28 protein-coding genes are annotated in these 24,289 nt (G+C 63.7%); 12 read left to right on the forward strand and 16 right to left on the reverse strand.

Annotated elements, in window-relative coordinates; all coding sequences use genetic code 11:
* Positions 1-23 precede the first annotated feature (23 nt).
* The 6 genes from FG486_RS01885 to coxB all read right to left on the reverse strand — a co-directional run bounded on the left by FG486_RS01885 (position 24) and on the right by coxB (position 5,456).
* On the reverse strand, positions 24-839 hold the full coding sequence (locus FG486_RS01885; protein ID WP_066276127.1) for a cytochrome c oxidase subunit 3: 816 nt from the start codon (positions 837-839) through the stop codon (positions 24-26).
* A gap of 42 nt (positions 840-881) precedes the next feature.
* Positions 882-1,457: a cytochrome c oxidase assembly protein gene (locus tag FG486_RS01890; RefSeq protein WP_066276130.1), complete on the reverse strand. Its 576-nt coding sequence runs from the start codon at positions 1,455-1,457 to the stop codon at positions 882-884.
* The gene (locus FG486_RS01895; RefSeq protein WP_171007816.1) at positions 1,454-1,612 is read right to left on the reverse strand and encodes a hypothetical protein; all 159 of its coding nucleotides are present in this window, start codon (positions 1,610-1,612) and stop codon (positions 1,454-1,456) included. The genes FG486_RS01890 and FG486_RS01895 overlap by 4 nt, the downstream gene beginning before the upstream one ends.
* Entirely contained in the window at positions 1,609-2,523 is a 915-nt protein-coding gene (locus tag FG486_RS01900; RefSeq protein WP_241695602.1) for a heme o synthase, read from the reverse strand. The genes FG486_RS01895 and FG486_RS01900 overlap by 4 nt, the downstream gene beginning before the upstream one ends.
* 152 nt (positions 2,524-2,675) lie before the next feature.
* Positions 2,676-4,343: a cytochrome c oxidase subunit I gene (ctaD, locus tag FG486_RS01905; RefSeq protein ID WP_060980155.1), complete on the reverse strand. Its 1,668-nt coding sequence runs from the start codon at positions 4,341-4,343 to the stop codon at positions 2,676-2,678.
* Positions 4,344-4,358: 15 nt separating this feature from the next.
* Complete coding sequence (gene coxB / locus FG486_RS01910; RefSeq protein ID WP_181266229.1) at positions 4,359-5,456, reverse strand: cytochrome c oxidase subunit II; 1,098 nt, start codon at positions 5,454-5,456, stop codon at positions 4,359-4,361.
* 199 nt (positions 5,457-5,655) lie between these two features.
* Between coxB and pyrE the strand changes: the two genes are divergently transcribed.
* The 5 genes from pyrE to lepB are packed head-to-tail and all read left to right on the forward strand — an operon-like array spanning position 5,656 to position 9,388.
* Positions 5,656-6,249 (forward strand): orotate phosphoribosyltransferase, encoded by a 594-nt coding sequence (pyrE, locus tag FG486_RS01915; RefSeq protein WP_066283896.1) that lies wholly within the window; start codon positions 5,656-5,658, stop codon positions 6,247-6,249.
* Entirely contained in the window at positions 6,246-7,343 is a 1,098-nt protein-coding gene (locus FG486_RS01920) for a serine hydrolase domain-containing protein (protein WP_181266230.1), read from the forward strand. Before pyrE ends, FG486_RS01920 begins: the two co-directional genes overlap by 4 nt.
* Positions 7,340-8,080 carry a pyridoxine 5'-phosphate synthase gene (locus FG486_RS01925; protein ID WP_181266231.1) on the forward strand — a complete coding sequence of 247 codons (741 nt, stop codon included), beginning with the start codon at positions 7,340-7,342 and terminating at the stop codon, positions 8,078-8,080. The genes FG486_RS01920 and FG486_RS01925 overlap by 4 nt, the downstream gene beginning before the upstream one ends.
* Entirely contained in the window at positions 8,077-8,481 is a 405-nt protein-coding gene (gene acpS / locus FG486_RS01930; RefSeq protein ID WP_181266232.1) for a holo-ACP synthase, read from the forward strand. The genes FG486_RS01925 and acpS overlap by 4 nt, the downstream gene beginning before the upstream one ends.
* A gap of 37 nt (positions 8,482-8,518) precedes the next feature.
* A complete protein-coding gene (gene lepB, locus FG486_RS01935; protein ID WP_181266233.1) occupies positions 8,519-9,388 on the forward strand; it encodes a signal peptidase I in 870 nt (289 codons plus the stop codon).
* 119 nt (positions 9,389-9,507) lie between these two features.
* Here the strand turns inward: lepB and FG486_RS01940 are convergent, their stop codons facing one another.
* Positions 9,508-10,305 carry an NTP transferase domain-containing protein gene (locus FG486_RS01940; RefSeq protein ID WP_181266234.1) on the reverse strand — a complete coding sequence of 266 codons (798 nt, stop codon included), beginning with the start codon at positions 10,303-10,305 and terminating at the stop codon, positions 9,508-9,510.
* Positions 10,306-10,446: 141 nt separating this feature from the next.
* Here FG486_RS01940 and FG486_RS01945 point away from each other — a divergent pair, with 141 nt between their 5' ends.
* The gene (locus FG486_RS01945; RefSeq protein WP_181266235.1) at positions 10,447-11,751 is read left to right on the forward strand and encodes a homoserine dehydrogenase; all 1,305 of its coding nucleotides are present in this window, start codon (positions 10,447-10,449) and stop codon (positions 11,749-11,751) included.
* A gap of 3 nt (positions 11,752-11,754) precedes the next feature.
* Positions 11,755-12,693: a DUF808 domain-containing protein gene (locus tag FG486_RS01950; RefSeq protein ID WP_181266236.1), complete on the forward strand. Its 939-nt coding sequence runs from the start codon at positions 11,755-11,757 to the stop codon at positions 12,691-12,693.
* A 167-nt stretch (positions 12,694-12,860) separates the two neighbouring features.
* On the opposite strand, the gene FG486_RS01955 is transcribed toward FG486_RS01950, so the two are convergent.
* Positions 12,861-13,388: a GNAT family N-acetyltransferase gene (locus FG486_RS01955; protein ID WP_181266237.1), complete on the reverse strand. Its 528-nt coding sequence runs from the start codon at positions 13,386-13,388 to the stop codon at positions 12,861-12,863.
* On the reverse strand, positions 13,385-13,894 hold the full coding sequence (locus FG486_RS01960) for a hypothetical protein (protein WP_066283870.1): 510 nt from the start codon (positions 13,892-13,894) through the stop codon (positions 13,385-13,387). Before FG486_RS01960 ends, FG486_RS01955 begins: the two co-directional genes overlap by 4 nt.
* A 97-nt stretch (positions 13,895-13,991) precedes the next feature.
* On the opposite strand from FG486_RS01960, the gene glpX reads away from it, so the two are divergent.
* Positions 13,992-14,993: a class II fructose-bisphosphatase gene (gene glpX, locus FG486_RS01965; protein WP_181266238.1), complete on the forward strand. Its 1,002-nt coding sequence runs from the start codon at positions 13,992-13,994 to the stop codon at positions 14,991-14,993.
* 29 nt (positions 14,994-15,022) lie between these two features.
* On the opposite strand, the gene FG486_RS01970 is transcribed toward glpX, so the two are convergent.
* Both FG486_RS01970 and FG486_RS01975 read right to left on the reverse strand, forming a co-directional pair.
* The gene (locus tag FG486_RS01970; RefSeq protein WP_066283863.1) at positions 15,023-15,283 is read right to left on the reverse strand and encodes a hypothetical protein; all 261 of its coding nucleotides are present in this window, start codon (positions 15,281-15,283) and stop codon (positions 15,023-15,025) included.
* 72 nt (positions 15,284-15,355) lie between these two features.
* Positions 15,356-16,243, reverse strand: coding sequence for a LytR/AlgR family response regulator transcription factor (locus tag FG486_RS01975; protein ID WP_181266239.1), 888 nt, complete (start codon positions 16,241-16,243; stop codon positions 15,356-15,358).
* A 111-nt stretch (positions 16,244-16,354) separates the two neighbouring features.
* Between FG486_RS01975 and nadC the strand changes: the two genes are divergently transcribed.
* Positions 16,355-17,203, forward strand: a complete 849-nt coding sequence (gene nadC, locus FG486_RS01980) for a carboxylating nicotinate-nucleotide diphosphorylase (RefSeq protein WP_181266240.1) — start codon at positions 16,355-16,357, stop codon at positions 17,201-17,203.
* Complete coding sequence (locus FG486_RS01985) at positions 17,203-17,919, forward strand: ribonuclease T2 family protein (protein ID WP_181266241.1); 717 nt, start codon at positions 17,203-17,205, stop codon at positions 17,917-17,919. Before nadC ends, FG486_RS01985 begins: the two co-directional genes overlap by 1 nt.
* Here the strand turns inward: FG486_RS01985 and FG486_RS01990 are convergent.
* Positions 17,916-19,265: an MFS transporter gene (locus FG486_RS01990; RefSeq protein ID WP_181266242.1), complete on the reverse strand. Its 1,350-nt coding sequence runs from the start codon at positions 19,263-19,265 to the stop codon at positions 17,916-17,918. The genes FG486_RS01985 and FG486_RS01990 overlap by 4 nt on opposite strands.
* Positions 19,262-19,597 carry an antibiotic biosynthesis monooxygenase family protein gene (locus FG486_RS01995; protein ID WP_066283845.1) on the reverse strand — a complete coding sequence of 112 codons (336 nt, stop codon included), beginning with the start codon at positions 19,595-19,597 and terminating at the stop codon, positions 19,262-19,264. Before FG486_RS01995 ends, FG486_RS01990 begins: the two co-directional genes overlap by 4 nt.
* Before the next feature lie 128 nt (positions 19,598-19,725).
* On the opposite strand from FG486_RS01995, the gene FG486_RS02000 reads away from it, so the two are divergent.
* Together FG486_RS02000 and rpoZ are read left to right on the forward strand one after the other, a co-directional pair.
* Positions 19,726-20,385 (forward strand): class I SAM-dependent methyltransferase, encoded by a 660-nt coding sequence (locus tag FG486_RS02000; RefSeq protein WP_066283842.1) that lies wholly within the window; start codon positions 19,726-19,728, stop codon positions 20,383-20,385.
* Positions 20,386-20,451: 66 nt separating this feature from the next.
* The gene (rpoZ, locus tag FG486_RS02005) at positions 20,452-20,796 is read left to right on the forward strand and encodes a DNA-directed RNA polymerase subunit omega (RefSeq protein WP_023837137.1); all 345 of its coding nucleotides are present in this window, start codon (positions 20,452-20,454) and stop codon (positions 20,794-20,796) included.
* A 217-nt stretch (positions 20,797-21,013) separates the two neighbouring features.
* On the opposite strand, the gene FG486_RS02010 is transcribed toward rpoZ, so the two are convergent.
* The 3 genes from FG486_RS02010 to ettA all read right to left on the reverse strand — a co-directional run bounded on the left by FG486_RS02010 (position 21,014) and on the right by ettA (position 24,206).
* Positions 21,014-21,475, reverse strand: coding sequence for a hypothetical protein (locus FG486_RS02010; RefSeq protein WP_181266243.1), 462 nt, complete (start codon positions 21,473-21,475; stop codon positions 21,014-21,016).
* Entirely contained in the window at positions 21,439-22,386 is a 948-nt protein-coding gene (locus FG486_RS02015) for a ParA family protein (RefSeq protein WP_181266244.1), read from the reverse strand. The genes FG486_RS02010 and FG486_RS02015 overlap by 37 nt, the downstream gene beginning before the upstream one ends.
* 140 nt (positions 22,387-22,526) lie before the next feature.
* Positions 22,527-24,206, reverse strand: a complete 1,680-nt coding sequence (ettA, locus tag FG486_RS02020; protein WP_060977817.1) for an energy-dependent translational throttle protein EttA — start codon at positions 24,204-24,206, stop codon at positions 22,527-22,529.
* Positions 24,207-24,289: the final 83 nt, after the last annotated feature.

Below are 24,289 nucleotides of genomic sequence, written 5' to 3' on the forward strand. Positions count from 1 at the left end.
GCTCGCAATCAGAGCATTGACGATCAATGCGTCGCTGCGCCCCAGCCACCCCAGACATAGATGACCAGGAAGAGGAACAGCCACACCACGTCGACAAAGTGCCAGTACCAGGCAGCGGCTTCGAAGCCGAAATGCTGCTTCGGGGTGAAGTGGCCCTTATAGGCGCGCACCAGGCAGACGATCAGGAAGATCGTGCCGACCAGCACGTGGAAACCGTGGAAGCCGGTCGCCATGTAGAAGGACGAACCATAGTTCAGGTCCTTGAACGGGAACGGTGCGACCGAATATTCATAGGCCTGCACGCAGCTGAACACGACGCCCAGGATGATCGTGAGCCACAGGCCCTTGATCAGGCCATCGCGGTCACCGTTGATCAGCGAGTGGTGCGCCCAGGTAACCGTGGTGCCCGAGCAGAGCAGGATCAGCGTGTTGAGCAGCGGGAGTTCGAAGGCATTGAGCACTTCGACGCCCTTGGGCGGCCACACGCCGCCGATCACGTCTGCGGTCGAGGGGAAGAGCGAGAAATCGAACCAGGCCCAGAACCAGCCGACGAAGAACATGACTTCGGAGGCGATGAACAGGATCATGCCATAGCGCAGATGCAGCTGCACCACCGGGGTATGGTCGCCGGCATGGGCTTCCTTCACCACCTGCGACCACCAGCCATACATCGTTCCGATCACACCGGCGGTGCCGGCGTAAAAGACGATACCCGAGGTATCCATGCTGTGCATCCACAGGATGGCGCCCACCGCCATGACGAGTGCCGCCATCGATCCGGCGAACGGCCAGATGCTGGGGGGAAGAATATGATAATCGTGGTTCTTTGTTCCGGCCATCTCTCTGGTCCCCGTCGTCCCTTAACGTCTTGAACTAAGCCCTTAACTGCCCTTTTTCGCCTGGTCCAGCGGGTAAAAGGTGTAGCTTAGGGTAATCTCTTCGATATCCTTGGTGTCCGGATCGGTGAGGATCGCGGGATCCACATAATAGATCACCGGCATCCGCACCGTCTCGCCCGGCTCCAGCGTCTGCTCGGTAAAGCAGAAGCACTGCACCTTGGCGAAATAGCGGCCGGCCTGAGTCGGCGTGACGTTGAACGTCGCGGTCCCGGTCACCGGCTTGCTGGAAAGGTTGGTCGCAGTGAACGCCGCCATGTCGCGCGCGCCGATCGTGATCTTCTCGGTCGTGTTCTCGGGCTTGAAGCGCCAGGGCAGCGCCGACGACACGTTCGAATCGAAGCGGATGGTGATCGGCTTGTTGGTCACCGCGATCTTGTCGGCAGCCGCTTCGCTGACCTTCATCGTCGTGCCGCCAAAACCGGTCGCCTCGCAGAAGATGCGATAGAGCGGCACGGCAGCATAGCCGAGGCCCAGCATCCCGATGGCGAGGCCCAGTGCGACGATGCCTGCGCGCCGGTTGCGGCGTGCGATATCCGGGCTGATCGCGGCGCTGCTCATCCCCAAACCCCGATCTTGACGATGGTGATGACATAGAAGAGCACGCACAGGGCGACCAGGATTCCCGCCATGAACAACGCACGGCTGCGCTGGCGCGCGCGCAGCTGGGCAAGCACTTGCGGATCGTTGAAATCGGGCGCGGGGCGATCGGTCATGCCGCAATCGCCGGAACCACCGCACGGTCGACGACCACGGCGGCGAAGATGAGGAACAGATAGACGATCGAATAGGCGAACAGCTGCTTTTCGGGCTTGAGGCTGTCGCCCTCGCCTGCGGTGCGGAAACCGACGCGCGCGGCGAGCGCGACGAAGATCGCCGACAGCACGAACGCGCTGATGCCATAGGTCCAGCCGACCAAGCCGAGCGCAGCGGGAGCCATCACCGTCGCCAGCAGTACCAGCGAATAGCCGAACACCTGATGTCGGGTGGATTTTTCGCCCGCGACATTGGGCATCATCGGGATGCCGACGCGCGCATAGTCCATCTTCACGAACAGCGCGAGCGCCCAGAAATGCGGCGGCGTCCAGAAGAAGATGATCGAGAAGAGTAGGATCGGCAGCATGGTGACGTCGCCGGTCACCGCCGCCCAGCCGATCACAGGCGGAAACGCCCCTGCCCCGCCGCCGATCACGATATTCTGCGGCGTGTTGGGCTTGAGCCAGATCGTGTAGATCACGGCATAATAGAAGACCGAAAAGGCCAGGATCCCAGCCGCCAACCAGTTGACCGCCAGCCCCATGATCACGACCGAGAAGCCCGAGAGTGCCAGGCCGAACTGCAGCGCCGCTTCGCGGTCCATGCGGCCGGCGGGGATCGGGCGGTTGGCGGTGCGCTTCATCAGCGCGTCGAGATCGGATTCGTAATATTGGTTGAGCGCGGCAGCCCCGCCTGCACCCATCGCGATGCAGAGGATCGCGACAAAGCCGATGACCGGGTGGATGCTGCCGGGCGCTGCCAGCAGCCCGCACAGCCCGGTGAACACCACCAGACGGATCACGCCCGGCTTGGTCAGCGCCCAGAAATCGCGCCAGTGCGCAGGCATGAGCACACCCGGCTGGGCGGTCATGGCGGCGCTCTGGCCCTGGACTGGCGATACGGCTTCGGTCATGCTCATGTCACTACCCATATGGCAAACCCCTCGCCGTCAGGCCGAGGGGTGCCGGGCCGGATGGGACGCTGCCCCGGTCCGGCCCTGTCAGCGGTGCAACGCTGCTGCGGTCACTTGATGACGGGCAGCGTTTCGAACTGGTGGAACGGCGGCGGGCTGGACAGGGTCCATTCCAGCGTCGTGGCACCTTCGCCCCAGTAGTTGCCCTCGGCACGACGGCCAGCAACCAGTGCATAGGCGATGTTGATGAAGAAGATCAGCATGCCGGCAGCCATGATGGCGTAACCCAGCGAGGCGATCTCGTTCCAATAGGCAAAGGCTTCCGGATAGTCGGGGTAACGACGCGGCATGCCCTGACGGCCCAGGAAGTGCATCGGGAAGAACAGCACGTTCACGCCGATGAAGAACACCCAGAAGTGCAGGTGGCCGAGCGCTTCGCTATAGTGGCGGCCGCTCATCTTCGGGAACCAGTAGTAGAAACCGGCGAAGATCGAGAACACCGCACCCAGCGAGAGCACGTAGTGGAAGTGCGCGACCACGTAATAGGTGTCGTGCAGGTTGTCGTCGACACCGCCATTGGCGAGCACGACGCCGGTCACGCCACCAACCGTGAACATGAAGATGAAGCCGAGCGCCCAGACCATTGGGGTCTTGAAGGTGAGCGAACCGCCCCACATCGTCGCGATCCACGAGAAGATCTTGATGCCGGTGGGCACCGCGATGACCATGGTGGCGGCGGTGAAGTACATCTTCATGTTGACCGACAGACCGACGGTGAACATGTGGTGCGCCCACACCACGAAGCCGACGACACCGATGGCGACCATGGCATATGCCATGCCAAGATAACCGAACACCGGCTTCTTCGAGAAGGTTGCGATGATGTGGCTGATCATGCCGAAACCGGGCAGGATCATGATGTACACTTCGGGGTGGCCGAAGAACCAGAACAGGTGCTGGTAGAGGACCGGGTCACCACCGCCAGCGGCGTTGAAGAAGGCCGAACCGAAATTGCGGTCGGTCAGCAGCATGGTGATGGCAGCGGCCAGAACCGGCAGCGAGAGAAGCAGCAGGAACGCGGTGACCAGCATCGACCACACGAACAGCGGCATCTTGTTGAGCGTCATGCCCGGAGCGCGCATGTTGAAGATGGTGGTGATGAAGTTGATCGCGCCCAGGATCGACGAAGCACCGGCAAGGTGCAGCGACAGGATCGCAAGGTCGACGGCCGGGCCGACCGAACCGCTGGTCGACAGCGGCGCATAGACCGTCCAGCCGGTGCCGGCCCCCAGACCCGAACCGCCGGGCACGAAGGTCGAGCCAAGCAGAAGCAGGAAGGCCGGGATCAGCAGCCAGAACGAGATGTTGTTCATACGCGGGAAGGCCATGTCCGGCGCGCCGATCATGATCGGAACGAACCAGTTGCCGAAACCGCCGACCATGGCGGGCATGACCATGAAGAACACCATGATCAGGCCGTGCGCCGTGATCAGTACGTTCCACATGTGATAGGCCTGATCCAGGGTCGCTTCACTGCCCTGCATCATCGTGGCCCAGCCCTGCAGATACTGCACGCCGGGCTCGGCGAGCTCCATACGCATCAGGCCGGAAATGGCACCGCCAATGATCCCCGCGACGATCGCGAAGATCAGGTACAGCGTACCGATGTCCTTGTGGTTGGTCGACATGAACCAGCGCTGGAAAAACGCGGGCTTGTGATCGTCATGTGCATGATCATGGTCATGCAGATCGGCCGGGTTGGCGGCAATCGTGGTCATGGTCTTGCCCTGTCCTTACTGAGCGGCAGCCGGAGCGGCGGCGGCTGCGGCCGCGCCCTGCGCTGCGGAAGTGGTGGTGGCGGCTGCAGGCGCAGCGGCGGGAGCGGCGGCCGGAGCAGCAGCGGCGGCGACTTCGTCACCCTTGACGGTGCCACCCTGCGAACGGACCCATGCGTCGAACTTGGCGCGCGGGAGCGCTTCGACGGCGATCGGCATGAAGCCGTGACGCGCGCCGCACAGTTCCGAACACTGGCCGTAATAGACGCCCGGCTCCTTGATGGTCAGCATCTTCTCGTTCGAACGACCGGGAACCGCATCCATCTTGAACCAGAGCGACGGCACCGCGAAGCTGTGGATCACGTCCGACGCGGTGGTGATGATGCGGATCGGCTCGCCGGCGGGAACGACCATGCGGTTGTCGACCGCAAGCTGGTGCGGCTCACCGCGCTTGGCGGCTTCGGCTTCATCCAGCATGTTCGAAACAACTTCGAAATCGCCATTGTCGGGATAGCTGTAACCCCAGTACCACTGATAGCCGGTGACCTTGACGGTGACGGCATCGGCGGGAGCCGGCTTGTACTGCTTGGCGAGCAGGTCGATCGACGGGACCGCAACACCGACCAGGATCAGCACCGGAACGAGCGTCCAGATGACTTCGATCGCGGTGTTGTGCGTGACCTTCGACGCCACCGGATTGGCGGCGGCGCGATAGCGCACGATGATCCAGACGAGCAGCGCGAGCACCAGCAGCGAGATCGCGACGATAATCGGCAGCAGCACCGACGTGTCGAGCCAGTGCGCATATTCTCCCAGCTCGGAATACTGGTCCTGGAAATCGATGCCCTTGTCGACGGGCATGCCCTTGCCGGCGGTGGGCGCCATCGGCGTGTAGCTCGAATCGAGCGCCGGTGCGGCCGCCGCATCGGCGGGCGCAGCTTCAGGTGCAGCAGCGGGCGCGGTTGCGGCCGGAGCAGCAACGGCGGGCGCGGCTTGTGCGCTGGGAGCGGGAGCGGTGACCGGCGGTGCGGGCGGAGTTTGCGCCAGCGCCGTGGGCGCGGACACGAGAACAAGGGCTGCGAAACCAAAAGATTTCGTCCAAGATGCGAACGCCATTCGTAGACTGTCCCTGTATGGGCAGGGCATCCGTCCACGTCCCGTTGTGCCGGATCACTGCCGTGTTTTGCGTCAAAGCTATGGCTGCCTATACGCAGGCTTGCCGCCAGTCTCAAGCCAATCTAGGGATATTTTTTAATCGCCGGTTCAGCTTGCCAGCCCCCCTCCCCCGGCGACGCTACGTAAAGGGTAAATCGCGATGCAGGATGAAGAAATTCTCGCCGAGTTCCGCGCGAGCCAGGCTTTGCTGGAGGGGCATTTCATTCTCTCGTCGGGCTTGCACAGCGCGCACTATCTGCAATGCGCGCGCGTGCTGATGGACCCGATGCGCGCCTCGCGCCTGGCGAGCGCACTTGCGGCCCGCATGCCTCGCGATGTCCGCGCGCAGATCGACCTCGTCGTCTCGCCCGCCATGGGTGGCCTTATAATAGGGCATGAAATGGGCCGCGCGCTCGGCGTCGAAGCGATGTTCGTCGAACGCCCCACCGGCACGTTCGAGCTGCGCCGCGGATTCGCGATCAAGCCGGGGCAGAAGGTGCTGCTGATGGAAGACGTGGTGACGACAGGGCTTTCCTCGCGCGAGGCGATCGCAGCCGTCAACGCGGCGGGGGGCGAAGTCATTGCTGCTGGCGCATTGGTCGATCGTTCCGCCGGAGAAGTCTCGCTAGGCGTGCCTTTCTTCCCGCTGATTTCGCTCAACTTTCCGAGCTACCCCGCCGACTCGCTGCCGCCCGAGCTGGCATCCGTGCCCGCAATGAAACCCGGCAGCCGAAAGGAACCCGAAGCGGCATGATCGGCGTGAGCCTCGCTCCGCTCGCCGCGCTGCTGCTCGGCGCGGACGCGCCCTCGCCTGCCGTCGATCAGGCCGCCGTCAACGCCGCGCTCGATCCGGTCAAGGCCCCTGGCACGGTGCTGATCGCGCGTGGGGACACGGTTGTGTACGAGCGCGCCTTCGGCCTGGTCGATCCGGCCGGAACTGCCGAGCACCAGCTCGGCAAGGTCTGGCGCTGGGCATCGGTGACCAAGCAGGTCACCGCAACCATCGCGATGCAGGAGGCCGCTGCGGGCCGGCTCGATCTGGACGCACCGATCATCACTTATCTTCCCGACAGCAAGGCGCCCAATGCCGCAACCATCACCTCGCGGATGCTGATGCAGCACATATCCGGCCTGCCGCGCACCGAGGAAGGCCCGGTCGGGCGCGACGACTGGTCGACCTTCTACATGGTCGATCTCGACAGTCCCGAAACCGGCCGTGCCTGGTGCGAGGGACCGACGACGCGCAAGCCTGCCGACGAGTTCTTCTACGGCGACTGCGACTTCATTATGATGGCCGCCGTGGTCGAGGCGACCAGCGGCAAGCCCTATGCTGCGCTGATCGAGGAACGCATCGCGAAGCCGCTCGGCCTCGGGAGCGTCGGCCTGTTCCCGCGCTCCGAGCCCAGCATGCCCGGCTTTGGCGACGGCAAACCCGAATCGACAGCTTTCCGGCTCGAGAATTTCGGCGGCGCAGGCGCGCTCTACGGCACGACACGCGACCTCTTCGCCTTCGACCGCGCGCTGATGACCGGAAAGCTCATCCCCGAGGCACAGCGCGCGCAGATGTGGGACGGCAAGCCGCAATATGGCTATGCCGCGCTCGGCCAATGGTCGTTCGCCGTACCACTCAAGGATTGCGGCGACACGCCGGTGCGCATCGTCGAGCGCCGCGGCTTCATCGGCGGCGTGGCCTTACGCAACATCATCCTGCCCGATCAGGACATGGTGATCATCATGACATCGAACCGCGCCGAGGCCGAAGCGGCTTTTGGCGAAATCTGGCAGCAGGCGGGCATCACGCATGATGTGATGCGCGCCGCCCTGTGCGCCACCGGAGCCCCGCAATGACCAACCATATCCGCCTGGGCGTGAATATCGATCACGTCGCCACCATCCGAAACGCGCGCGGCGGCGACCATCCCGATCCGATGCGCGCGGTGCGCATCGTGCAAGAGGCCGGCGGCGACGGTATCACCGTGCACCTGCGCGAGGACCGGCGGCATATCCGCGACAGCGACCTCGACGCGATCATGGCGGGCGCGACTCTGCCCATCAATCTCGAGATGGCGGCGACCGAGGAGATGCTTGCCATCGCGCTGCGCCACAAGCCACACGCCGCCTGCATCGTGCCCGAAAAGCGCGAAGAGCGCACCACCGAGGGCGGGCTCGATGCGGCCGGGCTGCACAACACTCTGATGCCGATCGTCGGGCGGCTGAGCGAGGCGGGAATCCGCGTCAGCCTGTTCATCGAACCCGAAGCGCGGCAGATCGAAGCGGCGATGCGGCTCGGTGCGCCGGTGGTAGAGCTACATACCGGGCGATACGCCCATCTGTGGCTCGACGAGGACCAGGCCGGAGTGGAGAAAGAACTGAAGCGTATCGCCGATGCCGCCGCGCTCGCCGCCAAGAACGGCATCGAACCGCACGCGGGGCACGGCCTCACCTTCGAGAACGTCCAGCCGATCGCGGCCATCCCGCAGCTCGCGGAATTGAACATCGGCCATTATCTGATCGGCGAGGCGATCTTCGACGGTCTCGAAGCCAGCATCCGCAAGATGCGGCAATTGATGGACGAGGCGCGGTGATCATCGGCCTCGGCTCCGACCTGTGCAATATCGAGCGGATCCAGGCCTCGCTCGACCGCTTCGGCGCGCGGTTCGAAAAGCGCGTGTTCACCGACGTGGAGCAGGCCAAGGCCAACCGCCGTCCGTTCACCAAGGCGGGAACGCTGGCCAAGCGCTTTGCCGCCAAGGAGGCTTTTTCGAAAGCGGTGGGAACAGGGTTCAAGGCTGGCGTGTTCATGAAGGATATCGGCGTCGTCAATGCCCCTTCCGGCGCGCCGACACTGCATCTCACCGGGGGCGCGAAGGCACGGCTGGACAGCATGATCCCTCAGGGCCATTCCGCCTTCATTCATCTCACGCTCACCGACGATCATCCATGGGCTCAGGCCTTCGTCATTATCGAGGCGCGGCCCGTTGACTGACAGCCCCTCGCCCCGTCCGGACCCGAAAGACCCCGAAATGGCACCAGAATCTTCCGATGTGGCAATCGAGGCCAAGGACGCGCGCGCGTCCGAGACCGACAAGCCGGTCAACTGGTTCGAGGAGATTCGGGGGCTGGCCCTGCTGCTGCTTGCGGTGCTGGCCTTCCATTCGCTGGTCGCCAAGCCCTTCTACATCCCCACCATGTCGATGATGCCCAATCTGCTGGTCGGCGACCGGCTGGTGGTGACCAAATATCCCTATGGCTGGTCCTGGGTCTCGGTCTCGTTCCACCTCCTCCCGCCAATGAAGGGGCGGATCATGGGATCGACGCCCGAATATGGCGACATCGTCATCGCCACCCCGCCGGGCGCACAGAGCGACTATATCAAGCGCGTCATCGGCCGCCCCGGCGACACTATCGAGGTGCGCCAGGGCCGCGTCATCCTGAACGGCAAGCAGATCCCGCGCGCGGTGCAGCCGAACCTGATGCTGCCCGTCGACGTGAACTCGCCCTGCAACGCCAGCGATTTCCCGATGCTCAAGGCGCGTGGAGCCGATGGCCGCTATTATTGCGAGCTGCCGATCATCCGGGAGACTTTGCCCAACGGCGTGTCGTACAACACGATCGATCTCGGCCCCGATTATCCGCTCGACAATTACGGCCCCTACAAGGTGCCTGCGGGCCATGTCTTCCTGATGGGCGACAATCGCGACCGCAGCGCGGACAGCCGTGCGAGCCTGGAGGAGCTAGGCCTGGGCGGCGCGGTGCCGCTCGAGAATATCGGCGGCCGCGCGGAAATCGTCACCTTCTCGCTCGACGGTAGCACCAGCTGGAACCCGCTCAGCTGGTGGGAATCGCTCCGCGGCGACCGCGCCGGGACAAGCCTGCGTCCGGACAGGGATTGATCCCCTTCGGTTCGTCCTGAACCGGCACCCCCGCGAAGGCGGGGGTCCCGCTTCCTCTCCATCGCCCGCGCTCGAGCGGGATTCCCGCTTTCGCGGGAATGACGGTGAACTTTGGAGACCTAAGCCGGCTTGCGCTTCGCCAGCAGCATCTCGGCGATCTTGTAGGTCCGCTCGTTGTCGACATCGACCGCATAGGCGCCTTCGGTCAGCAGCAGCGCGCGGACCTTGACCTTGAAGCGGCGCGAGATGGCGGCCATTGCGCCATCGACGCTCCACCAGCCGAGACGGAAGCGGATGAGGTTGAGGATGCCGAACGCCTGCGCGATCCGCCCCTTGGTCTTGATAAACTGCCCCCCGGCGCGAAACGCCTCGGCCGCGCGGAACGAGGCGGCATCGCGCAGCCAATAGGCGTTGCAGTTCGAGATCGCCATGTCGCTGAATTCGTAGAACCGCCGCTGCGCTTCGGGATGTTCGGCGAGGATGCTCGACTTTTCGGCGATCGCGATGACCGCGCCCGCGCCCTCGCGCATGCCGAAATCGTGGATCGAGCGGATTTCCTCTGCTGTCACCAGCACATTGTCGCCAGTGGTGATCAGCATCGGGAACGGGCTCCCCGCTTCCTCGATGACCGCTTCGATGCTCTCGACAATGCCTTCGCGCGACACGCTCATGCGCAGCCTTCCGCTGGCCGTGAGCTTCTGCACTGCAGGCAGGTCGGCGACCACTGCCGGATCATGGATCGACACCCAGATCGGACTGTCCGGCCAGGCGTCTTCCACGCCTTCCAGCACCCATTGCAGCAGCGCCTTGCCCTGGATCGGCACGTTGCACTTGTGCGTGACTCCGGCGGCCTCGGCCAGCGGGTCGAGCTTGCCGTCGCGCTTGCCGGCGAGGATCACGATTGTCGGCGATGTCATGAACTACCCTTTATGCGATCATCCGGCCCCGGGCGGCCTATAGGGCGGCAAGGCGGCGCGAACAACCCGCTGCGCCCTCTTCCCTTTGCCGTTGCACACGCTAAGGACGCAATCGGATGAACTTTCGCTGAAGGACCGAAAATGGGGGAAACGCTGAACATCGCGCTGGTCGGGCTGGGTACCGTGGGCGCGGGCGTCATCCGTCTGGTCGAAGAGAACGCGGCGCTGATCGCGCGGCGTGCGGGCAAGCCGATCCGTATCTGCGGCATCACTGCGCGCGACCGCGCCAAGGATCGCGGCGTCGACCTTTCGCCCTATGAATGGGTCGACGACATGGGCGAATTTGCCACCCGCGGGGATATCGACGTGGTGGTCGAGCTGATCGGCGGCGCGGATGGCCCTGCCCTGACGCTCGCCAAGGAATGCCTGAGTGGCGGCAAGGCCTTCGTCACCGCGAACAAGGCGATGGTCGCGCATCACGGGCTGGACCTAGCCGAGCGCGCCGAAAAGGCCGGACTCGCCTTCAAGTACGAAGCTGCGGTCGCAGGCGGAATCCCGGTGATCAAGGGCCTGCGCGAAGGTGCGGCGGCCAACCGTCTGAGCCGCGTCTATGGCATCTTGAACGGGACGTGCAATTTCATCCTCTCGGCCATGGAAAGGACCGGGCAGGATTTCGCCGAGGTGCTCGCCGAAGCGCAGGCGCGCGGCTTTGCAGAGGCCGATCCCAGCTTCGACATCGATGGCGTCGATGCCGCGCACAAGCTGTCGATTCTCGCTGCGCTGGCGTTCGGCACCGAGCTCGATTTCGACGGCATCGAACGCAGCGGCATCCGCAAGATTCTGTCCGCCGACATCGCCCAGGCCGCCGCGCTCGGCTATCGCATCCGCCTGATCGGCATGGCCGAGCTCGACGGGCATAATGGCGATGCGCAGCTGTTCCAGCGCGTCCACCCCTATCTGGTGCCGATGCACCATCCGCTGGCGCATGTCGAAGGGTCGACCAATGCCGTGGTCGCCGAGGGCAATTTCTCCGGGCGCCTGCTGTTCCAGGGCGCGGGCGCGGGCGATGGTCCGACCGCGAGCGCGGTCGTTGCCGACCTGATCGACATCGCGCGCGGCGAGATCGGCCCCGCCTTTTCGATGCCGGTGCGCGAGCTCGACAAGGTTGCGCGCGCCGAAACCGGGCACCGCACCGGCAAATGCTATCTTCGCTTCGAGGTCGCCGACCGGCCCGGCGTGCTCGCCGAGATCACCGCCGCGATGCGCGATGCGGGCGTCTCGATCGAAAGCCTGATCCAGAAGGGCCGCAGTCCCGATGGCAGCGTGCTCGTCGCCATGGTGACGCATGAAGGCCCCGAAAGCGCGGTTGCGGCAACCTTGTCTGCGCTCAAGGGTTCACCCAGCTTGCACGCCGATCCGCTGGTCGTGCACATTCTCGGAGACTGACCGATGCCTTCAGGCCTTGCCGCGCTGCTTGACGATGTCGCCGCGCTGACCCGTCTTGCTGCCGTATCGATCGACGATGTCGGCGCAGCGGCGGCCAAGGCCGGCACCAAGGCCGCGGGCGTAGTGGTCGACGACGCGGCGGTCACGCCGCAATATGTCACCGACTTCACTCCCGATCGCGAGCTTCCGGTCATCTGGCGCATCGCCAAGGGGTCGTTGTTCAACAAGTTCGTCATATTGCTGCCCATCGGGCTGATATTGAGCGCTTTTCTGCCTTGGGCAATCACCCCGATCCTGATGGCGGGCGGCGCGTTCCTGTGCTTCGAGGGCGCGGAAAAGATCATCCACAAGCTCAGCCACAAGCAGGATACCGCCGAGGTGGTCGAGCAGGTGCAGGACATGTTCGCGCTGGAAAACGAGCGCGTGAAGGGCGCAGTGCGCACCGACTTGATCCTGTCTGCCGAGATCATGGCGATCGCGCTCGCAGAGGTCGCCGACCGGTCGATCGCGATGCAGGCGGGCGTGCTCGCGGTGGTCGGCCTGCTGATCACCGCTGCAGTCTATGGGGCGGTCGGCCTAATCGTGAAGATGGACGATTTCGGCCTGCACCTCGCGAAAAAGCCCTCCGCCGCCGCGCAAGGCTTTGGCCGTGGGCTGGTCAAGGCCATGCCGATCGTGATGTCGGCGCTCGGCATCATCGGCACGGCCGCGATGGTCTGGGTCGGCGGACAGATCATCATCCACGGGCTTGCGGTGTTCGGCGTCGCCGGACCCGAGCATCTGATCCACGACATCGCTGTCGCGGCGGGCGAAGCGGTCCCAGCGGTCGGCGGCCTGGTCGAATGGCTGGTCGGTGCGATCGGGGCGGGCATTGTCGGCCTGGTGATCGGCGGCGTGATTGCGGCGATCTACAACGCGGTCAAGGGCAAGGGCGCGCATTAAGGCGCTGATTTACCCTCCCCCTTGATGGGGGAGGCAGTGGAGACTTGGCAGCTTGCTGCCTATGTCGCAGCGGTGGGGGTGGCGGTGCGGCAATTTAACACCGGCATCCCTAAGCTCGATCTGGAGACATCACCCCCACCCAACCCTCCCCCATCAAGGGGGAAGGCTTACCGATTACCTGCCCGCGCGTACACGTTCACCGTCACGTCCCCGAGCGGCGCATCGCCGATGGCCGCGAAGCCCAGCTTCGCTGCAACATGCTCGGAGGCGCCGTGGCCGGGCTCGATGATGCAGCGCACCTCGCCGCCGCCCAGCGCGCTGTCGTTCCAGGCCATCACCGCGGTCATGGCCTCGCTCACCAGGCCTTTGCCCCAATGGTCCGGCGCGATCGCCCAGCCGGCCTCGGGATAACCGATCAGCAGATCGATACCGCGCTCGAAATTGGCGAGCCCCCCTACCCCCACCAGCAAGTCGGTCTGCCGGTCCGTGAACAGCCAATAGCCATAGCCGCAGAGCGCCCACAACCCGTGCATGCCGATGAAGCGCGTCCAGCTCTCGTTGCGGGTGCGTGGCTTGCCCCCGATATAGGCGGTGACACGCTCGTCGGCCCACATTGTGGCATAGGCTTCGAAATCCGCCATCACCGGCGCGCGGAGGCGCAACCGCTTGGTCTCGATTATTGGAATGTCGATCACTGCCCCTCGCTCTGTTCGGGATCGCGCGCCTTCTCGGCCGCCTCGGCTTCGCGCGCCTTTTGCAGATATTCCTCGTCGACCTCCGGAAGCTTGGAAAAGTCGATCATGTAAGCCTTGGGCGGCGGACAGGGCGGAACGATGCAGCCAAGCCCCATCGTCGCCTTGCCCTTGAAGATGCCATCACCCGCGACATCGGGCGCGGGCGGCGGACCACCGGTAGCGAGACGTCCCTCGGTATCGGCCGGAACGCGGAATTTCGCCCCGGCATCCGCCTCGCCGCAGACCACGATATCCTTGCCGGCAGCGCTGGGTGCGCAGCGCTTGGCGCGCTCTTCCTTGCCGGTCCACTCGTCGGCCTTGCGAATCAGCTGCTTCACCTTGGCTTCGACCGGATCTGGCTCGCGCTTCTCCGGCTCGGGCAGACGCGTGTCGTCCTGCGCCTCCTGCGCGAGCGCCACTGGCGCAAAAACCCCCGAAATGGCGAGCGCGGCGGCCACCAACAGCATTCTCGACAATGCAATAATGCTCCCTTATGGACCGGGCGCAACGCACCAGGCCTGGAACGCAACTGGTGCCCCACAAAAGAAGGATGACCCGCCTGCCATGTCCAGCGCAAGCCTGAAAGCGACGCCCCCCTCACAAACCCCGCAGCTCGACCGCGTGCTCGTGCTCGAAATGGTCCGCGTGACCGAGGCGGCCGCGATCGCCGCATCGAACCTGATCGGCCGCGGTGACGAAAAGGCGGCGGACGCAGCGGCGGTGGAAGCAATGCGCGCGGCGCTCAACGGGCTGGACATCGACGGCACCGTGGTTATCGGCGAAGGCGAGCGTGACGAGGCGCCGATGCTGTATATCGGCGAAAAGGTGGGCCTGGGCAATGAAGGCGCTCCGCGCATCGACATCGCACTCGATCCGCTGGAAGGCACCACCATCACCGCCAAGGCCGGTCCCAATGCGCTGGCCGTGCTGGCGATTGCCGAGAACGGCTGCCTGCTCAACGCACCCGATGTGTACATGGACAAGATCGCGGTCGGCCCGGGCTATCCCGAAGGCGTGATCGATCTCAACAAGAGCCCGACCGAGAACGTCCAGGCGGTTGCCGCCGCCAAGGGCGTCAAGCCGGGTGAAATCATCGTCTGCGTGCTCGACCGTCCGCGCCATGCCGATCTGATCGCCGAACTGCGTGGGCTCGACTGCGGCATCATGCTGATCCCCGATGGTGACGTTGCCGGGGTGATCGCCACCACCAACCCTGAAACCACCATCGACCTGTATATGGGCTCTGGCGGGGCGCCCGAGGGCGTGCTGGCGGCTGCCGCGCTGCGTTGCGTCGGCGGCCAGTTCAAGGGCCGGCTGCTGTTCCGCAACGACGACGAGCGTGCCCGCGCGCGCAAATGGGGTATCGAAGACCTGAATGCGGTCTATGACCTGACCGATCTTGCCAAGGGCGACTGCATCTTCGCTGCGACCGGCGTGACCGATGGTTCGCTGCTGCAGGGCGTCAAGCGTCGCCGCGACGGCATCATGACCACCGAAACCGTGGTGATGCGCTCGGCCAGCGGCACCGTGCGCTGGGTCAAGGGCGAGCATCGCATCGCCCGGTAATCGGGAAAGACGGCTGGTGCAGGGATCGTTCAGCCCTGCGCCAGCCGCCCCGCGAGCCGCGCGACCAGTGCGGCACGAACAGCCTCGGCGTCCCCCGGCACCAGATTATCCGCCTGCTCATAGCCGGCGCGACGCAGCAGTGCCTGAACCAGCATCCTGCGATCCTGCGTCATGTCGCGGGCCAGCTCTTCGGCTAGCGCATCGACGATCCACAAAGCGGCACGATTCATCACATCATCCTGGGTGCCGCGTGCAGGTGTCGCGGCGGGACGTTCGAGCAATTCCAACATCGTTCCGCCTTGCGCGGTGCCAGCCTGTGTCCCAAGCCGAGTGACACAGACATCCTGCATTTGTGACGAACGTCAGGCCGCCCGGATCTCACCTTCGTGCGGTGATACGGTATCATCCGCCAGGGCTGGATCGCCCGGAAACGGTCTCAGCTCGTCGGTCAGATGGCGTGCAAAGCGCCGTCCCATCGGGGCTTCGGCTCCGCTGGCGAGCAATGCCAGCAAGGCTCCGCTCGGCTTGCGCCGATAGCCCTTGATGGCCGATCGCCGACACAGTGCCGACCGATGGATGCGGACGAAATCCTCGGCAATCAGCTGCGATTCGATTGCCGCCAAAGTGGAGCGAACGAGCCCACTATGTCCGCCCTGCGCATGGATGCGGACATAATTGCCTTCCGCCTCGATCCATTCGACCTCGGATTGCGCGATGTGAATCGCCTGCCGCCCGGTCTTGACCCAGAAGCCGTGGTCGGGCGCATCCGTTCGCCTTGCGCCTGCCCCGTGATCCATCGCGGCCCGCTGCTCAGCCTCGGCCAGCGCCATACCGTAGCGCAGCGCCAGCCAGGCGGCGAGGCCGGTGCCGAAATACCCGCTCCAAAGCAATATCCAGCGCAGATTCCACGCGGCCATATTGGCCGTGTCGTGTAGCACCCAGATATCCATGGCCATGGCCAGGACGAACAGGACCACCAGCCCCGGCAGGCCGACCAGCGCCATGCGTCGCAGCATCTTCAGACCCGGCCGCGCTCCGGCCCGCCCGTGAATCGACAGCCAGAAGACAAGTGCGCCAGCGACAATCAGCACGATTCGCTTGGGATTGTAGAGATCGAACACCTCGTCGGGATTGAGCGAGGCCCGAAAGGCGGAAACGCAGAAGGTCGAAACACAAAAGATGAGTGCTGCTAATGCCGCACTGCGCGGCGGCCACCATGGCCCGGGGCTGTCCGATCGATGAGGCGGCATCAACTTCATTCTGGCAGCAGTCCCAGGCTTGTCCTAATGCGGGTCCGAGCAAGGATGGACGGTGCTCCGTCCCATCCGCAGCGCGCGGTATCAGCCAGGGGATTTAGCGGGATGGTCTTTTCGATCAACGACTTCGATATGGGACGGTTCGTTTCTGCAACCTTGGCCGAAGACCTTGGCCCCGCTTCCCGTGACGTGACGTCGGAAAGCGTGATCCCTGCCGAGGCGCGGTTCGACGGCGTGATGGACGCACGGCACCCGATAGTGGTTGCAGGCCTGCCGATCGCCGAGGCGTTTTTCCGCGCGCTCGACCCCGATTGCTCGGTCGAGCGGCTGGTCGGTGAAGGCGATGCGGTGCCAGCGGGCACTGACCTCCTCAGCGTTTCGGGCAAGGCACGCGCACTGCTCACCGCCGAACGTTCGGCGCTTAACACCGTCCAGCATCTGAGCGGCATCGCGACGCTGACGCGGGCCTATGTCGATGCGATCGCGGGGACCGGCGCAGTGCTGCTCGATACCCGCAAGACCATTCCGGGTCTGCGCCTGCTCGAGAAATACGCGACCCGGATGGGAGGCGCGAAGAACCACCGCATGGGCCTGTGGGACGCGGCGATGATCAAGGACAATCATGTCGCGGTTGCTGGCGATATCGGCGAAGCCGTGCGCCGTGCGGTGGCTGCGGGCATCGGCCAGATCATCGTTGAAGTCGACCATGTCGAGCAGATCGAACCCGCGCTGGCTGCCGGTGCCACGCATCTGCTGCTCGATAACATGTCCCCCGCCACATTGCGCGGCGCGGTGACCCTGGTCGGCGGGCGCGTGCCGTGCGAGGCCTCGGGCGGGGTGACGCTGGAGACGATCCGTGCCATCGCCGAAACCGGCGTCGATTATATCTCGGTCGGCCGCATCACCCAGTCCGCGCCCGCCGCCGATATCGGGCTCGATTTCAAGGCGGCCTGATGCGCGGCGCGGCGGCCCTGATCGCGACCATGCTGGCCCTTGCACCGGCATCGGTGCTTGCCCAGGCCTATCAGTGCCGCATGCCGGAAAAGCTCTCGCCGCTGCCGCAGGACAAGCGGGGGCGCGATGCGGTGAAGCGCGTGGTCCCGGTCGCAGGCTATACCCTGGCGCTGAGCTGGTCGCCCGAATTCTGCCGAGGACGGCAGGACGACCGGGCGCAGACGCTGCAATGCAGCCGCCGCTTCGGCGAATTCGGCTTCGTTCTGCACGGGCTTTGGCCAGAAGGCAAAACCGCCGCCTATCCGCAATATTGCGCCACGCCTCCGTCACCGGTGCCGCTGTCGGTGGTCCGGCAGAACCTATGCATCATGCCGTCGCAGCGGCTGATCCAGCACCAGTGGGACAAGCACGGCAGCTGCATGGCGCGCGATCCCGCACGCTATTTCCAGACCGCGCGAAAGCTGTATCAGGCAATCAATTTGCCCGATATGGAGCGGCTGTCGCGCCGGCCGCTGACCCAGGGGATGCTGAAGCGCGAGATCGCGAGGCTCAACCCGGGCATGCCGGCAACCGCCATCGCGTTCAAGGCGAACGGCCGCGGCTGGCTGCAGGAAGTGCGGCTGTGCCTGGGGATGGATTATCGCCCGCGCGCCTGCCCGGCGCATGTCCGCCAGCCGCGTGGCGATACGCCCTTGAAGATCTGGCGCGGGCTCTAGTTCGGCCGCACCAGCACCTCGTCCGCCTGCAGCGCCGTGCGCCCCCAGACCAGTACGAACACGCACAGCCCGATGATGATCGCGAACGATTCGAGCGGCGCGATATTGTACAGCCACACGCCGATCGCAGGCGCGATGATATAGGCTGCGCCGTTGACCGAGGCGACGATGCCCGCCACCTGCCCCTGCTCCGCCCTTGTCACCGCCAGCGAGGAACCGGCGGTAAAGCCCGGGCGAAAAAGGCCAAATCCCAGCGAGGCAATGGCAAAGCCCAGGGTGATGGCATTGAGGCTTTCCGAAAAGGCGACCATCGTGCACCCGCTGGCAGCCAGCGCCATGCCCCAGAGCGTCGAGGTGCGCGGACCCATCTTGAGATACGGGATCAGCCCCCATTGCGCGAGCAGCGTCGCGAACGCGCCCGCCATCAGCACCAGACCGGTCGGGCCAGCCGCCAGCTCGGGCGTCGCGCGCAGATCGAGCCGGTCGAGCAGCATGAAGCCGACCAGACCCAGGATCATCGCATTGGCATGGCCACCGACCAGCCCCGCGATCAGCCAGGGCCGCAGCCGCGCATCGCGCCACGACAGGCGTTCGACCACGGGAGCGACCGGCTCGGGCTCGGCATCATGCTCGTCGGCGTCATAGACCTCGCCTGCGGACCCCGAGCTCATCGGCTCGGACACCAGCCGCCCGCGCGCGGCATAGCTCGGCGTATCGTCGGGCAGCCGCAGCTTGAGCGTCACCAGCACCAGCAGGCCAAACGCGGCGAAGACGAAGAACGGGCTGGGCAGGCCGAGATAAGGCAGGATGATCAGCGGCGCGAGTGCGGGGCCAATCACCGTGCCGAGCCCAAACGAGGAGGAGATCATCGACAGCGCCTGGGTGCGCTCCGCCCGGCTGGTGCGTGCGGCGACATAGGCCTGGACAGCCGGGGGACCGGCCGAGCCCAGCCCACCATAAAGGCTGCGGAACAGCGCGAAGATGAGCATGGTCGCAAGCGCCGAGAGATAGCCGTGCAACCCGGCGATCAGCGTCAGCCCGCACAGCGCGAACGAGGATATGAAGCCGAGCAGCCCCAGGTTCATCAACGCCTTGCGCCCACGCCGGTCGGACATGCGCGCCCAGCGCGGCGCGCACACCATCCACAGCAAGGCCGACCAGCTATAGGCCAGGCTCACCCAGAAATCGGCGACGCCCAGCCGCGTGCCGATCGCGGGCATGACCGATTGCATCGCGGTATTGCCCGCCGCGGTCACCAGCATGACGGTGAACAGCAGCGCCATGCGGTCGGCAGGCAGCTTCTGCGTGGCTTCGAGCGCCGGTTCGGGGGGCTGGTGCACGTTCATGGCCAGGCATAGCCCCGCTCGATCCTCGCCACATGCAGCGTGTAATGATCGTACCAGCGATCCCGCCCCGCCTCGCGCGCGGCGCGATGCTCGGGATTGTCGCGCCAGGCCTTCGCGCTCGCATCGTCCGCCCAGTAGCTCACGGTGATGCCGAATCCGCCTTGCACGCCGCCATGGTCCATGCCCAGATAGCCCGGCTGGCGCGCGGCGAGCGCATCCATCGCATCGGCCATGACGCCATAGCCCTCGGCATCGCGGCCGCTATGCTGCGCAGCAAAGATCACGGCGATCGCGCCGTTGGCATGAATCCGGGAATCCGCTTTTCCGCTCATGCGCGCTGGTCTAGGCGCTCGGGGCCCGCTTGCAAAGTACTGCTATGCAACACTGACACACATGATTGCTTAACCCTCTGGAATCTGCAATTGTAACTGCTCGTTGACAGCCATTCGAGGGGTTTTTCATGCATTCTACGGACCTGGCCGAGCTGCCCTTGCGGCAGCGGCTAAAAGCGCGCGCGGAGCGGGTTTTCGGGGCCTGGGGCGTGTTTGCCAGGGAATTCTTCAAGCACCCGCGCATGGTCGGATCGATCGTGCCCTCGTCCGACCGCACCATCCGCAAGATGCTGGGCCCGGTGGACTGGCAGAACGTGCAGCTGTTCGTGGAATACGGCCCCGGTGTCGGCACCTTCTGCCGCGCGGTGCTCGATCGCCTGCCCCGCAACGCGACCTATATCGCGATCGATACCAACCCCGATTTCATCCGCTATCTGCGCAAGACCATTCCCGACAGCCGCTTCGTCGCGGTCCACGGATCGGCGGCGGATGTCGAGGCCATCATCGCCGCGCACGGGTTCGACCATGCCGATTACGTGCTTTCGGGCCTGCCGCTTTCGACCCTGCCCGACGGCGTTGCCGATGCGATCGCGCAAGGGACGTATCGCGCGCTGCGCCCCGGCGGCGCGTTCCTGGTCTATCAGTTCACCCGCTTCACCAACCAGCTGATCCGCCCCTATTTCGACCGGGTAGATCGCGGCTTCGAGGGCTGGAACGTGCCCCCCTGCTACCTGTTCTGGGGCTGGAAAGCGGGCGGCGAAGGCGCTCAGGCACCCACCTATCATTGACTCTGCGGCCCTTAGCCGCTAGGGGCCGCCTTTCCCTCATATTCGCATAGAGTCTGGAGCCCGTTCATGGCGCGCGTTACCGTTGAAGATTGCATCGACAAGGTCACCAACCGGTTCGACCTGGTTCTGCTCGCCGCGCAGCGCGCGCGCGAGATCAGCGGCGGTGCCGAACTGACCATCGACCGCGACCGCGACAAGAACCCCGTCGTCGCGCTGCGCGAGATCGCCGACGAGACGATCCTGCCGGAAGATCTCAAGGAAAGCCTGACCCAGTCGATGCAGAAGGTCCAGGTCGACGACGACGACGATGCCGACGAAATCGGCTCGCTGAGCCTGTCGGCCGAAGCGCTGCGCCTGACGGCCTCGGCCCCGGCGCGCACCAGCAGCATGGGCGGCGATTTCGACGCCTGATCTGCTCTGGCCAAGAGTTCTAAAAAGCCGCGCGAGCCGAATGGTTCGCGCGGCTTTTTGTTGGTGCATGGCGCGCTCCATCGTTGCGAAATCAAGGCCTTGCACGATCAAAACTGTGCAAACCTTCGAATTTACGAATTCGGGCCCTAACGGGTGAGTCTTCAATCAATTCGCAACGTTAATCGGCAGAAAGTATGGAGGGATGCGGGCCAAATCCCTAGCTGACCCTCTTACTGATTTCGGAAATCGCTTGGTGCGCAACGTCGTTTTGCATGAGAGTTCTGAGCTTTTCTTTCAAAAGCATGATGTTAGGATAGCTTCGCATCGATCCTTTAGGCACCGCAAAGCGCTCGATGGCTATCCTTTCAAGAGTTCTACGGGTAACATCTTCGTCATTGATCATAGCTTCAATTTCCGGCTCCGGAAGCGTTGCGATGTCCTTATCATCCGGGGCGTCCCGGCTTGCGATCACCTTGCTACCAAAGACGGCAGAAATAGCTCCTTTAGCCGCCTGCGATTCCAAAATCGCCAAAGCACCGTCTAGGCTGTCAATGATCTCCCTTCGCGCGCCTACCACGCTCAAAGATTTTCGATAGGCCTTAATAACATCCACAGCCGTCTTAAGGCTGCCGCCAGACCGCTTCAGATCGCGTCGATTCGTTGCTTGAGTTCGTTGCATATGCCCGTCATCATCCGTTTCACCCCAGACTTAGCATTTTGCCCAGCATAGTTCCAGATCGGCCAGCCAGCGTTCATCGCCTCAGGCACACCTATATAGTGCTTTCCTATCGTTTCCAGCACGGAGCCCTGCCAGCGACGGCGCAAAGTCGCGAGTTGCTCCGTATGGATATTAGTCATTCCCGACTCTGCTCTTCCAGCCGATTTCACTAGCGAGGGCACAATAGCAGCCATTCCAGTAGTGGCTTCATAATTAGACGGCACATGATTGTCAGGGATTCGGGCATCGTTACGCAAATACGCCAGCCGTTCATCAATTTTTCTTGTGACCAGCCCTGCAAAGTGCGTCACCCCGCGGCTTGACAACTCGTCTGGAATTACCGGAACCAAATAGCAATGGCTGCACGACAGCGCATTCTGGCTAACGATCTTTGTCGCCGGCGGACAGTCAAAAATCACGTAATCATACATAGCCTGAGCATTAATATTATCCAACCAACTGGCAAGTAAAGTTCTCTTCTCCCAATCGGATTGACTTGCCTGCCCAAAACTAGTTGACGCTAAATCTATTTCAGTATCATCTAGCTCAAATTGTGCGGCAACGAAATCAAGATTTGGGAAAAGATTATATCGCGAATCCCTAGAATGCAACGCGTTACGAATAATGATTTCCGATCCAGGCATGGGAATACGCCTGTTCGTGAACGATTCAAAAACTCGATTTACGGTGTTCCCACCATCCACCTGAGCTTGCCAAAGCTGCGCACCTAGTGTGACTATCGATAGACTTGACTGATGATCGACATCAATGAGAAGGACGCGCGCATCCCTAGATAAAAAACAGGCCAAATGAAATGACAGGGTTGTCTTGCTCACGCCACCTTTGAAATTGATCACTGTAGCCTTTTTCAACTCGACCTCCCCTGCAAACTGCCGCCTACCAAGGTGCCGAACAGATTCCTAAATGTCAATTACAGCCGGATCCCACAGCCAAACAAGGCTTACGCTAAAAGTAATGAATTTCTTGAAAAAACGAGAAATCCTGAAAAATCCTAACGCGTCAGCTTCTTGTAGCTCATCCGCGTTGGGCGATCCGCCTCGTCGCCAAGACGGCGGCGCTTGTCTTCCTCGTAGCTTTCGAAATTGCCCTCGAACCATTCGACATGGCTGTTGCCTTCGAACGCCAGGATGTGCGTGCACAGGCGGTCGAGGAAGAAGCGGTCGTGGCTGATGACCACGGCGCAACCGGCGAAGCTTTCCAGCGCCTCTTCGAGCGCGCGCAGCGTTTCGACGTCGAGATCGTTGGTCGGTTCGTCGAGCAGCAGAACGTTGCCGCCCTCTTTCAGCATCTTGGCCATGTGGACGCGGTTGCGTTCACCGCCCGAAAGCTGGCCGACCTTCTTCTGCTGGTCCTGGCCCTTGAAATTGAACGCGCCGACATAGGCGCGGGTGGGCACGTCGTGCTTGCCAAGCTTGAAGAAATCGAGCCCGTCCGAGACCTCTTCCCAGACGTTCTTGTTGGGGTCGAGATCGTCGCGGCTCTGGTCGACATAGCCGAGCTTGACTGTATCGCCGATCGCGATGGTGCCGCTATCGGGCTGTTCCTTGCCGGTGATGAGCTTGAACAGCGTCGACTTGCCCGCACCGTTCGGCCCGATAACGCCGACGATGCCGCCCGGCGGCAGCGTGAACGACAGGTCCTCGAACAACAGCTTGTCGCCATAGGCCTTGGTCAGGCCGTGCGCCTCGATCACCTTGCCGCCCAGGCGCTCGGGGGTCTGAATGACGATCTGAGCCTTGCCGGGGGCGCGGTTTTCCTGCGCCTCGACCAGCTCGTCGAACGCCTTGATACGCGCCTTGGACTTGGTCTGGCGCGCCTTGGGGCTCTGCCGGATCCACGCCAGCTCGTCCTGGATCGCCTTCTGGCGGCCCTCGTCCTCGCGCGCTTCCTGCTCGAGGCGCTTGGCCTTCTTGTCGAGATAGGTCGAGTAATTGCCCTCGTAGACAAAATACTTGCCGCGATCGAGCTCGAGGATCCAGTTCACCACATTGTCGAGGAAATAGCGGTCGTGGGTGACGAGGATGACGTTGCCCGGATAGTCGACCAGATGCTTTTCCAGCCAGGCGACGCTTTCGGCGTCCAAGTGGTTGGTCGGTTCGTCGAGCAGCAGGATGCTGGGCTTTTCGAGCAGCAGGCGGCAGAGCGCGACGCGGCGGCGCTCACCGCCCGACAGGTTGGTGACATCGGCATCGCCCGGCGGGCAGCGCAAGGCCTCCATCGCGATTTCCAGCTGGTTGTCTAGCGTCCAGCCATCGACCGCGTCGATCTTTTCCTGCAGCGTGCCCATTTCCTCCATCAGCGCGTCGAAATCGGCGTCCTCGGGCGGATCGGCCATCAGCGCGCTGATCTCGTCGAAGCGCTCGACCAGATCGGCGACGGGGCGCACGCCGTCCATCACGTTCTGCTTGACGGTCTTGTTGGGGTCGAGCTCGGGCTCCTGCGCCAGATAGCCGACGGTGATGCCCTCGCCCGGCCAGGCTTCGCCGGTGAAATCCTTATCGATCCCGGCCATCACCTTCATCAGCGTCGACTTGCCCGATCCGTTGGGGCCGACAATGCCGATCTTGGCATCGGGATAGAATTGCAGGTGGATGCCGTTGAGCACCGGCTTGTTCGCGCCGGGAAAGGTCTTGGTCAGACCCTTCATCACGAAGGAATATTGAGCAGCCATGCGGAAGAACGCCCTTATGCGGATAGGTGGATTTGCCCCGCGCCTTAGCGGTGACCGGGCTTTGCGGCAAGTCGGCATTGGCA

It is taken from the genome of Blastomonas ursincola (assembly GCF_013607875.1).
GTDB classification, from domain to species: Bacteria; Pseudomonadota; Alphaproteobacteria; order Sphingomonadales; family Sphingomonadaceae; genus Blastomonas; species Blastomonas ursincola.

Bases quoted from the DNA above. Each gene is read 5' to 3' on its own strand.
- FG486_RS01885 (WP_066276127.1), bottom strand. From the start codon at position 839: ATGGCCGGAACAAAGAACCACGATTATCATATTCTTCCCCCCAGCATC.
- FG486_RS01890 (WP_066276130.1), bottom strand. From the start codon at position 1,457: ATGAGCAGCGCCGCGATCAGCCCGGATATCGCACGCCGCAACCGGCGC.
- FG486_RS01895 (WP_171007816.1), bottom strand. From the start codon at position 1,612: ATGACCGATCGCCCCGCGCCCGATTTCAACGATCCGCAAGTGCTTGCC.
- FG486_RS01900 (WP_241695602.1), bottom strand. From the start codon at position 2,523: ATGACCGCCCAGCCGGGTGTGCTCATGCCTGCGCACTGGCGCGATTTC.
- ctaD (WP_060980155.1), bottom strand. From the start codon at position 4,343: ATGACCACGATTGCCGCCAACCCGGCCGATCTGCATGACCATGATCAT.
- coxB (WP_181266229.1), bottom strand. From the start codon at position 5,456: ATGGCGTTCGCATCTTGGACGAAATCTTTTGGTTTCGCAGCCCTTGTT.
- pyrE (WP_066283896.1), top strand. From the start codon at position 5,656: ATGCAGGATGAAGAAATTCTCGCCGAGTTCCGCGCGAGCCAGGCTTTG.
- FG486_RS01920 (WP_181266230.1), top strand. From the start codon at position 6,246: ATGATCGGCGTGAGCCTCGCTCCGCTCGCCGCGCTGCTGCTCGGCGCG.
- FG486_RS01925 (WP_181266231.1), top strand. From the start codon at position 7,340: ATGACCAACCATATCCGCCTGGGCGTGAATATCGATCACGTCGCCACC.
- lepB (WP_181266233.1), top strand. From the start codon at position 8,519: ATGGCACCAGAATCTTCCGATGTGGCAATCGAGGCCAAGGACGCGCGC.
- FG486_RS01940 (WP_181266234.1), bottom strand. From the start codon at position 10,305: ATGACATCGCCGACAATCGTGATCCTCGCCGGCAAGCGCGACGGCAAG.
- FG486_RS01945 (WP_181266235.1), top strand. From the start codon at position 10,447: ATGGGGGAAACGCTGAACATCGCGCTGGTCGGGCTGGGTACCGTGGGC.
- FG486_RS01950 (WP_181266236.1), top strand. From the start codon at position 11,755: ATGCCTTCAGGCCTTGCCGCGCTGCTTGACGATGTCGCCGCGCTGACC.
- FG486_RS01960 (WP_066283870.1), bottom strand. From the start codon at position 13,894: ATGCTGTTGGTGGCCGCCGCGCTCGCCATTTCGGGGGTTTTTGCGCCA.
- glpX (WP_181266238.1), top strand. From the start codon at position 13,992: ATGTCCAGCGCAAGCCTGAAAGCGACGCCCCCCTCACAAACCCCGCAG.
- FG486_RS01970 (WP_066283863.1), bottom strand. From the start codon at position 15,283: ATGTTGGAATTGCTCGAACGTCCCGCCGCGACACCTGCACGCGGCACC.
- FG486_RS01975 (WP_181266239.1), bottom strand. From the start codon at position 16,243: ATGCCGCCTCATCGATCGGACAGCCCCGGGCCATGGTGGCCGCCGCGC.
- nadC (WP_181266240.1), top strand. From the start codon at position 16,355: ATGGTCTTTTCGATCAACGACTTCGATATGGGACGGTTCGTTTCTGCA.
- FG486_RS01985 (WP_181266241.1), top strand. From the start codon at position 17,203: ATGCGCGGCGCGGCGGCCCTGATCGCGACCATGCTGGCCCTTGCACCG.
- FG486_RS01990 (WP_181266242.1), bottom strand. From the start codon at position 19,265: ATGAACGTGCACCAGCCCCCCGAACCGGCGCTCGAAGCCACGCAGAAG.
- FG486_RS01995 (WP_066283845.1), bottom strand. From the start codon at position 19,597: ATGAGCGGAAAAGCGGATTCCCGGATTCATGCCAACGGCGCGATCGCC.
- FG486_RS02000 (WP_066283842.1), top strand. From the start codon at position 19,726: ATGCATTCTACGGACCTGGCCGAGCTGCCCTTGCGGCAGCGGCTAAAA.
- rpoZ (WP_023837137.1), top strand. From the start codon at position 20,452: ATGGCGCGCGTTACCGTTGAAGATTGCATCGACAAGGTCACCAACCGG.
- FG486_RS02010 (WP_181266243.1), bottom strand. From the start codon at position 21,475: ATGCAACGAACTCAAGCAACGAATCGACGCGATCTGAAGCGGTCTGGC.
- ettA (WP_060977817.1), bottom strand. From the start codon at position 24,206: ATGGCTGCTCAATATTCCTTCGTGATGAAGGGTCTGACCAAGACCTTT.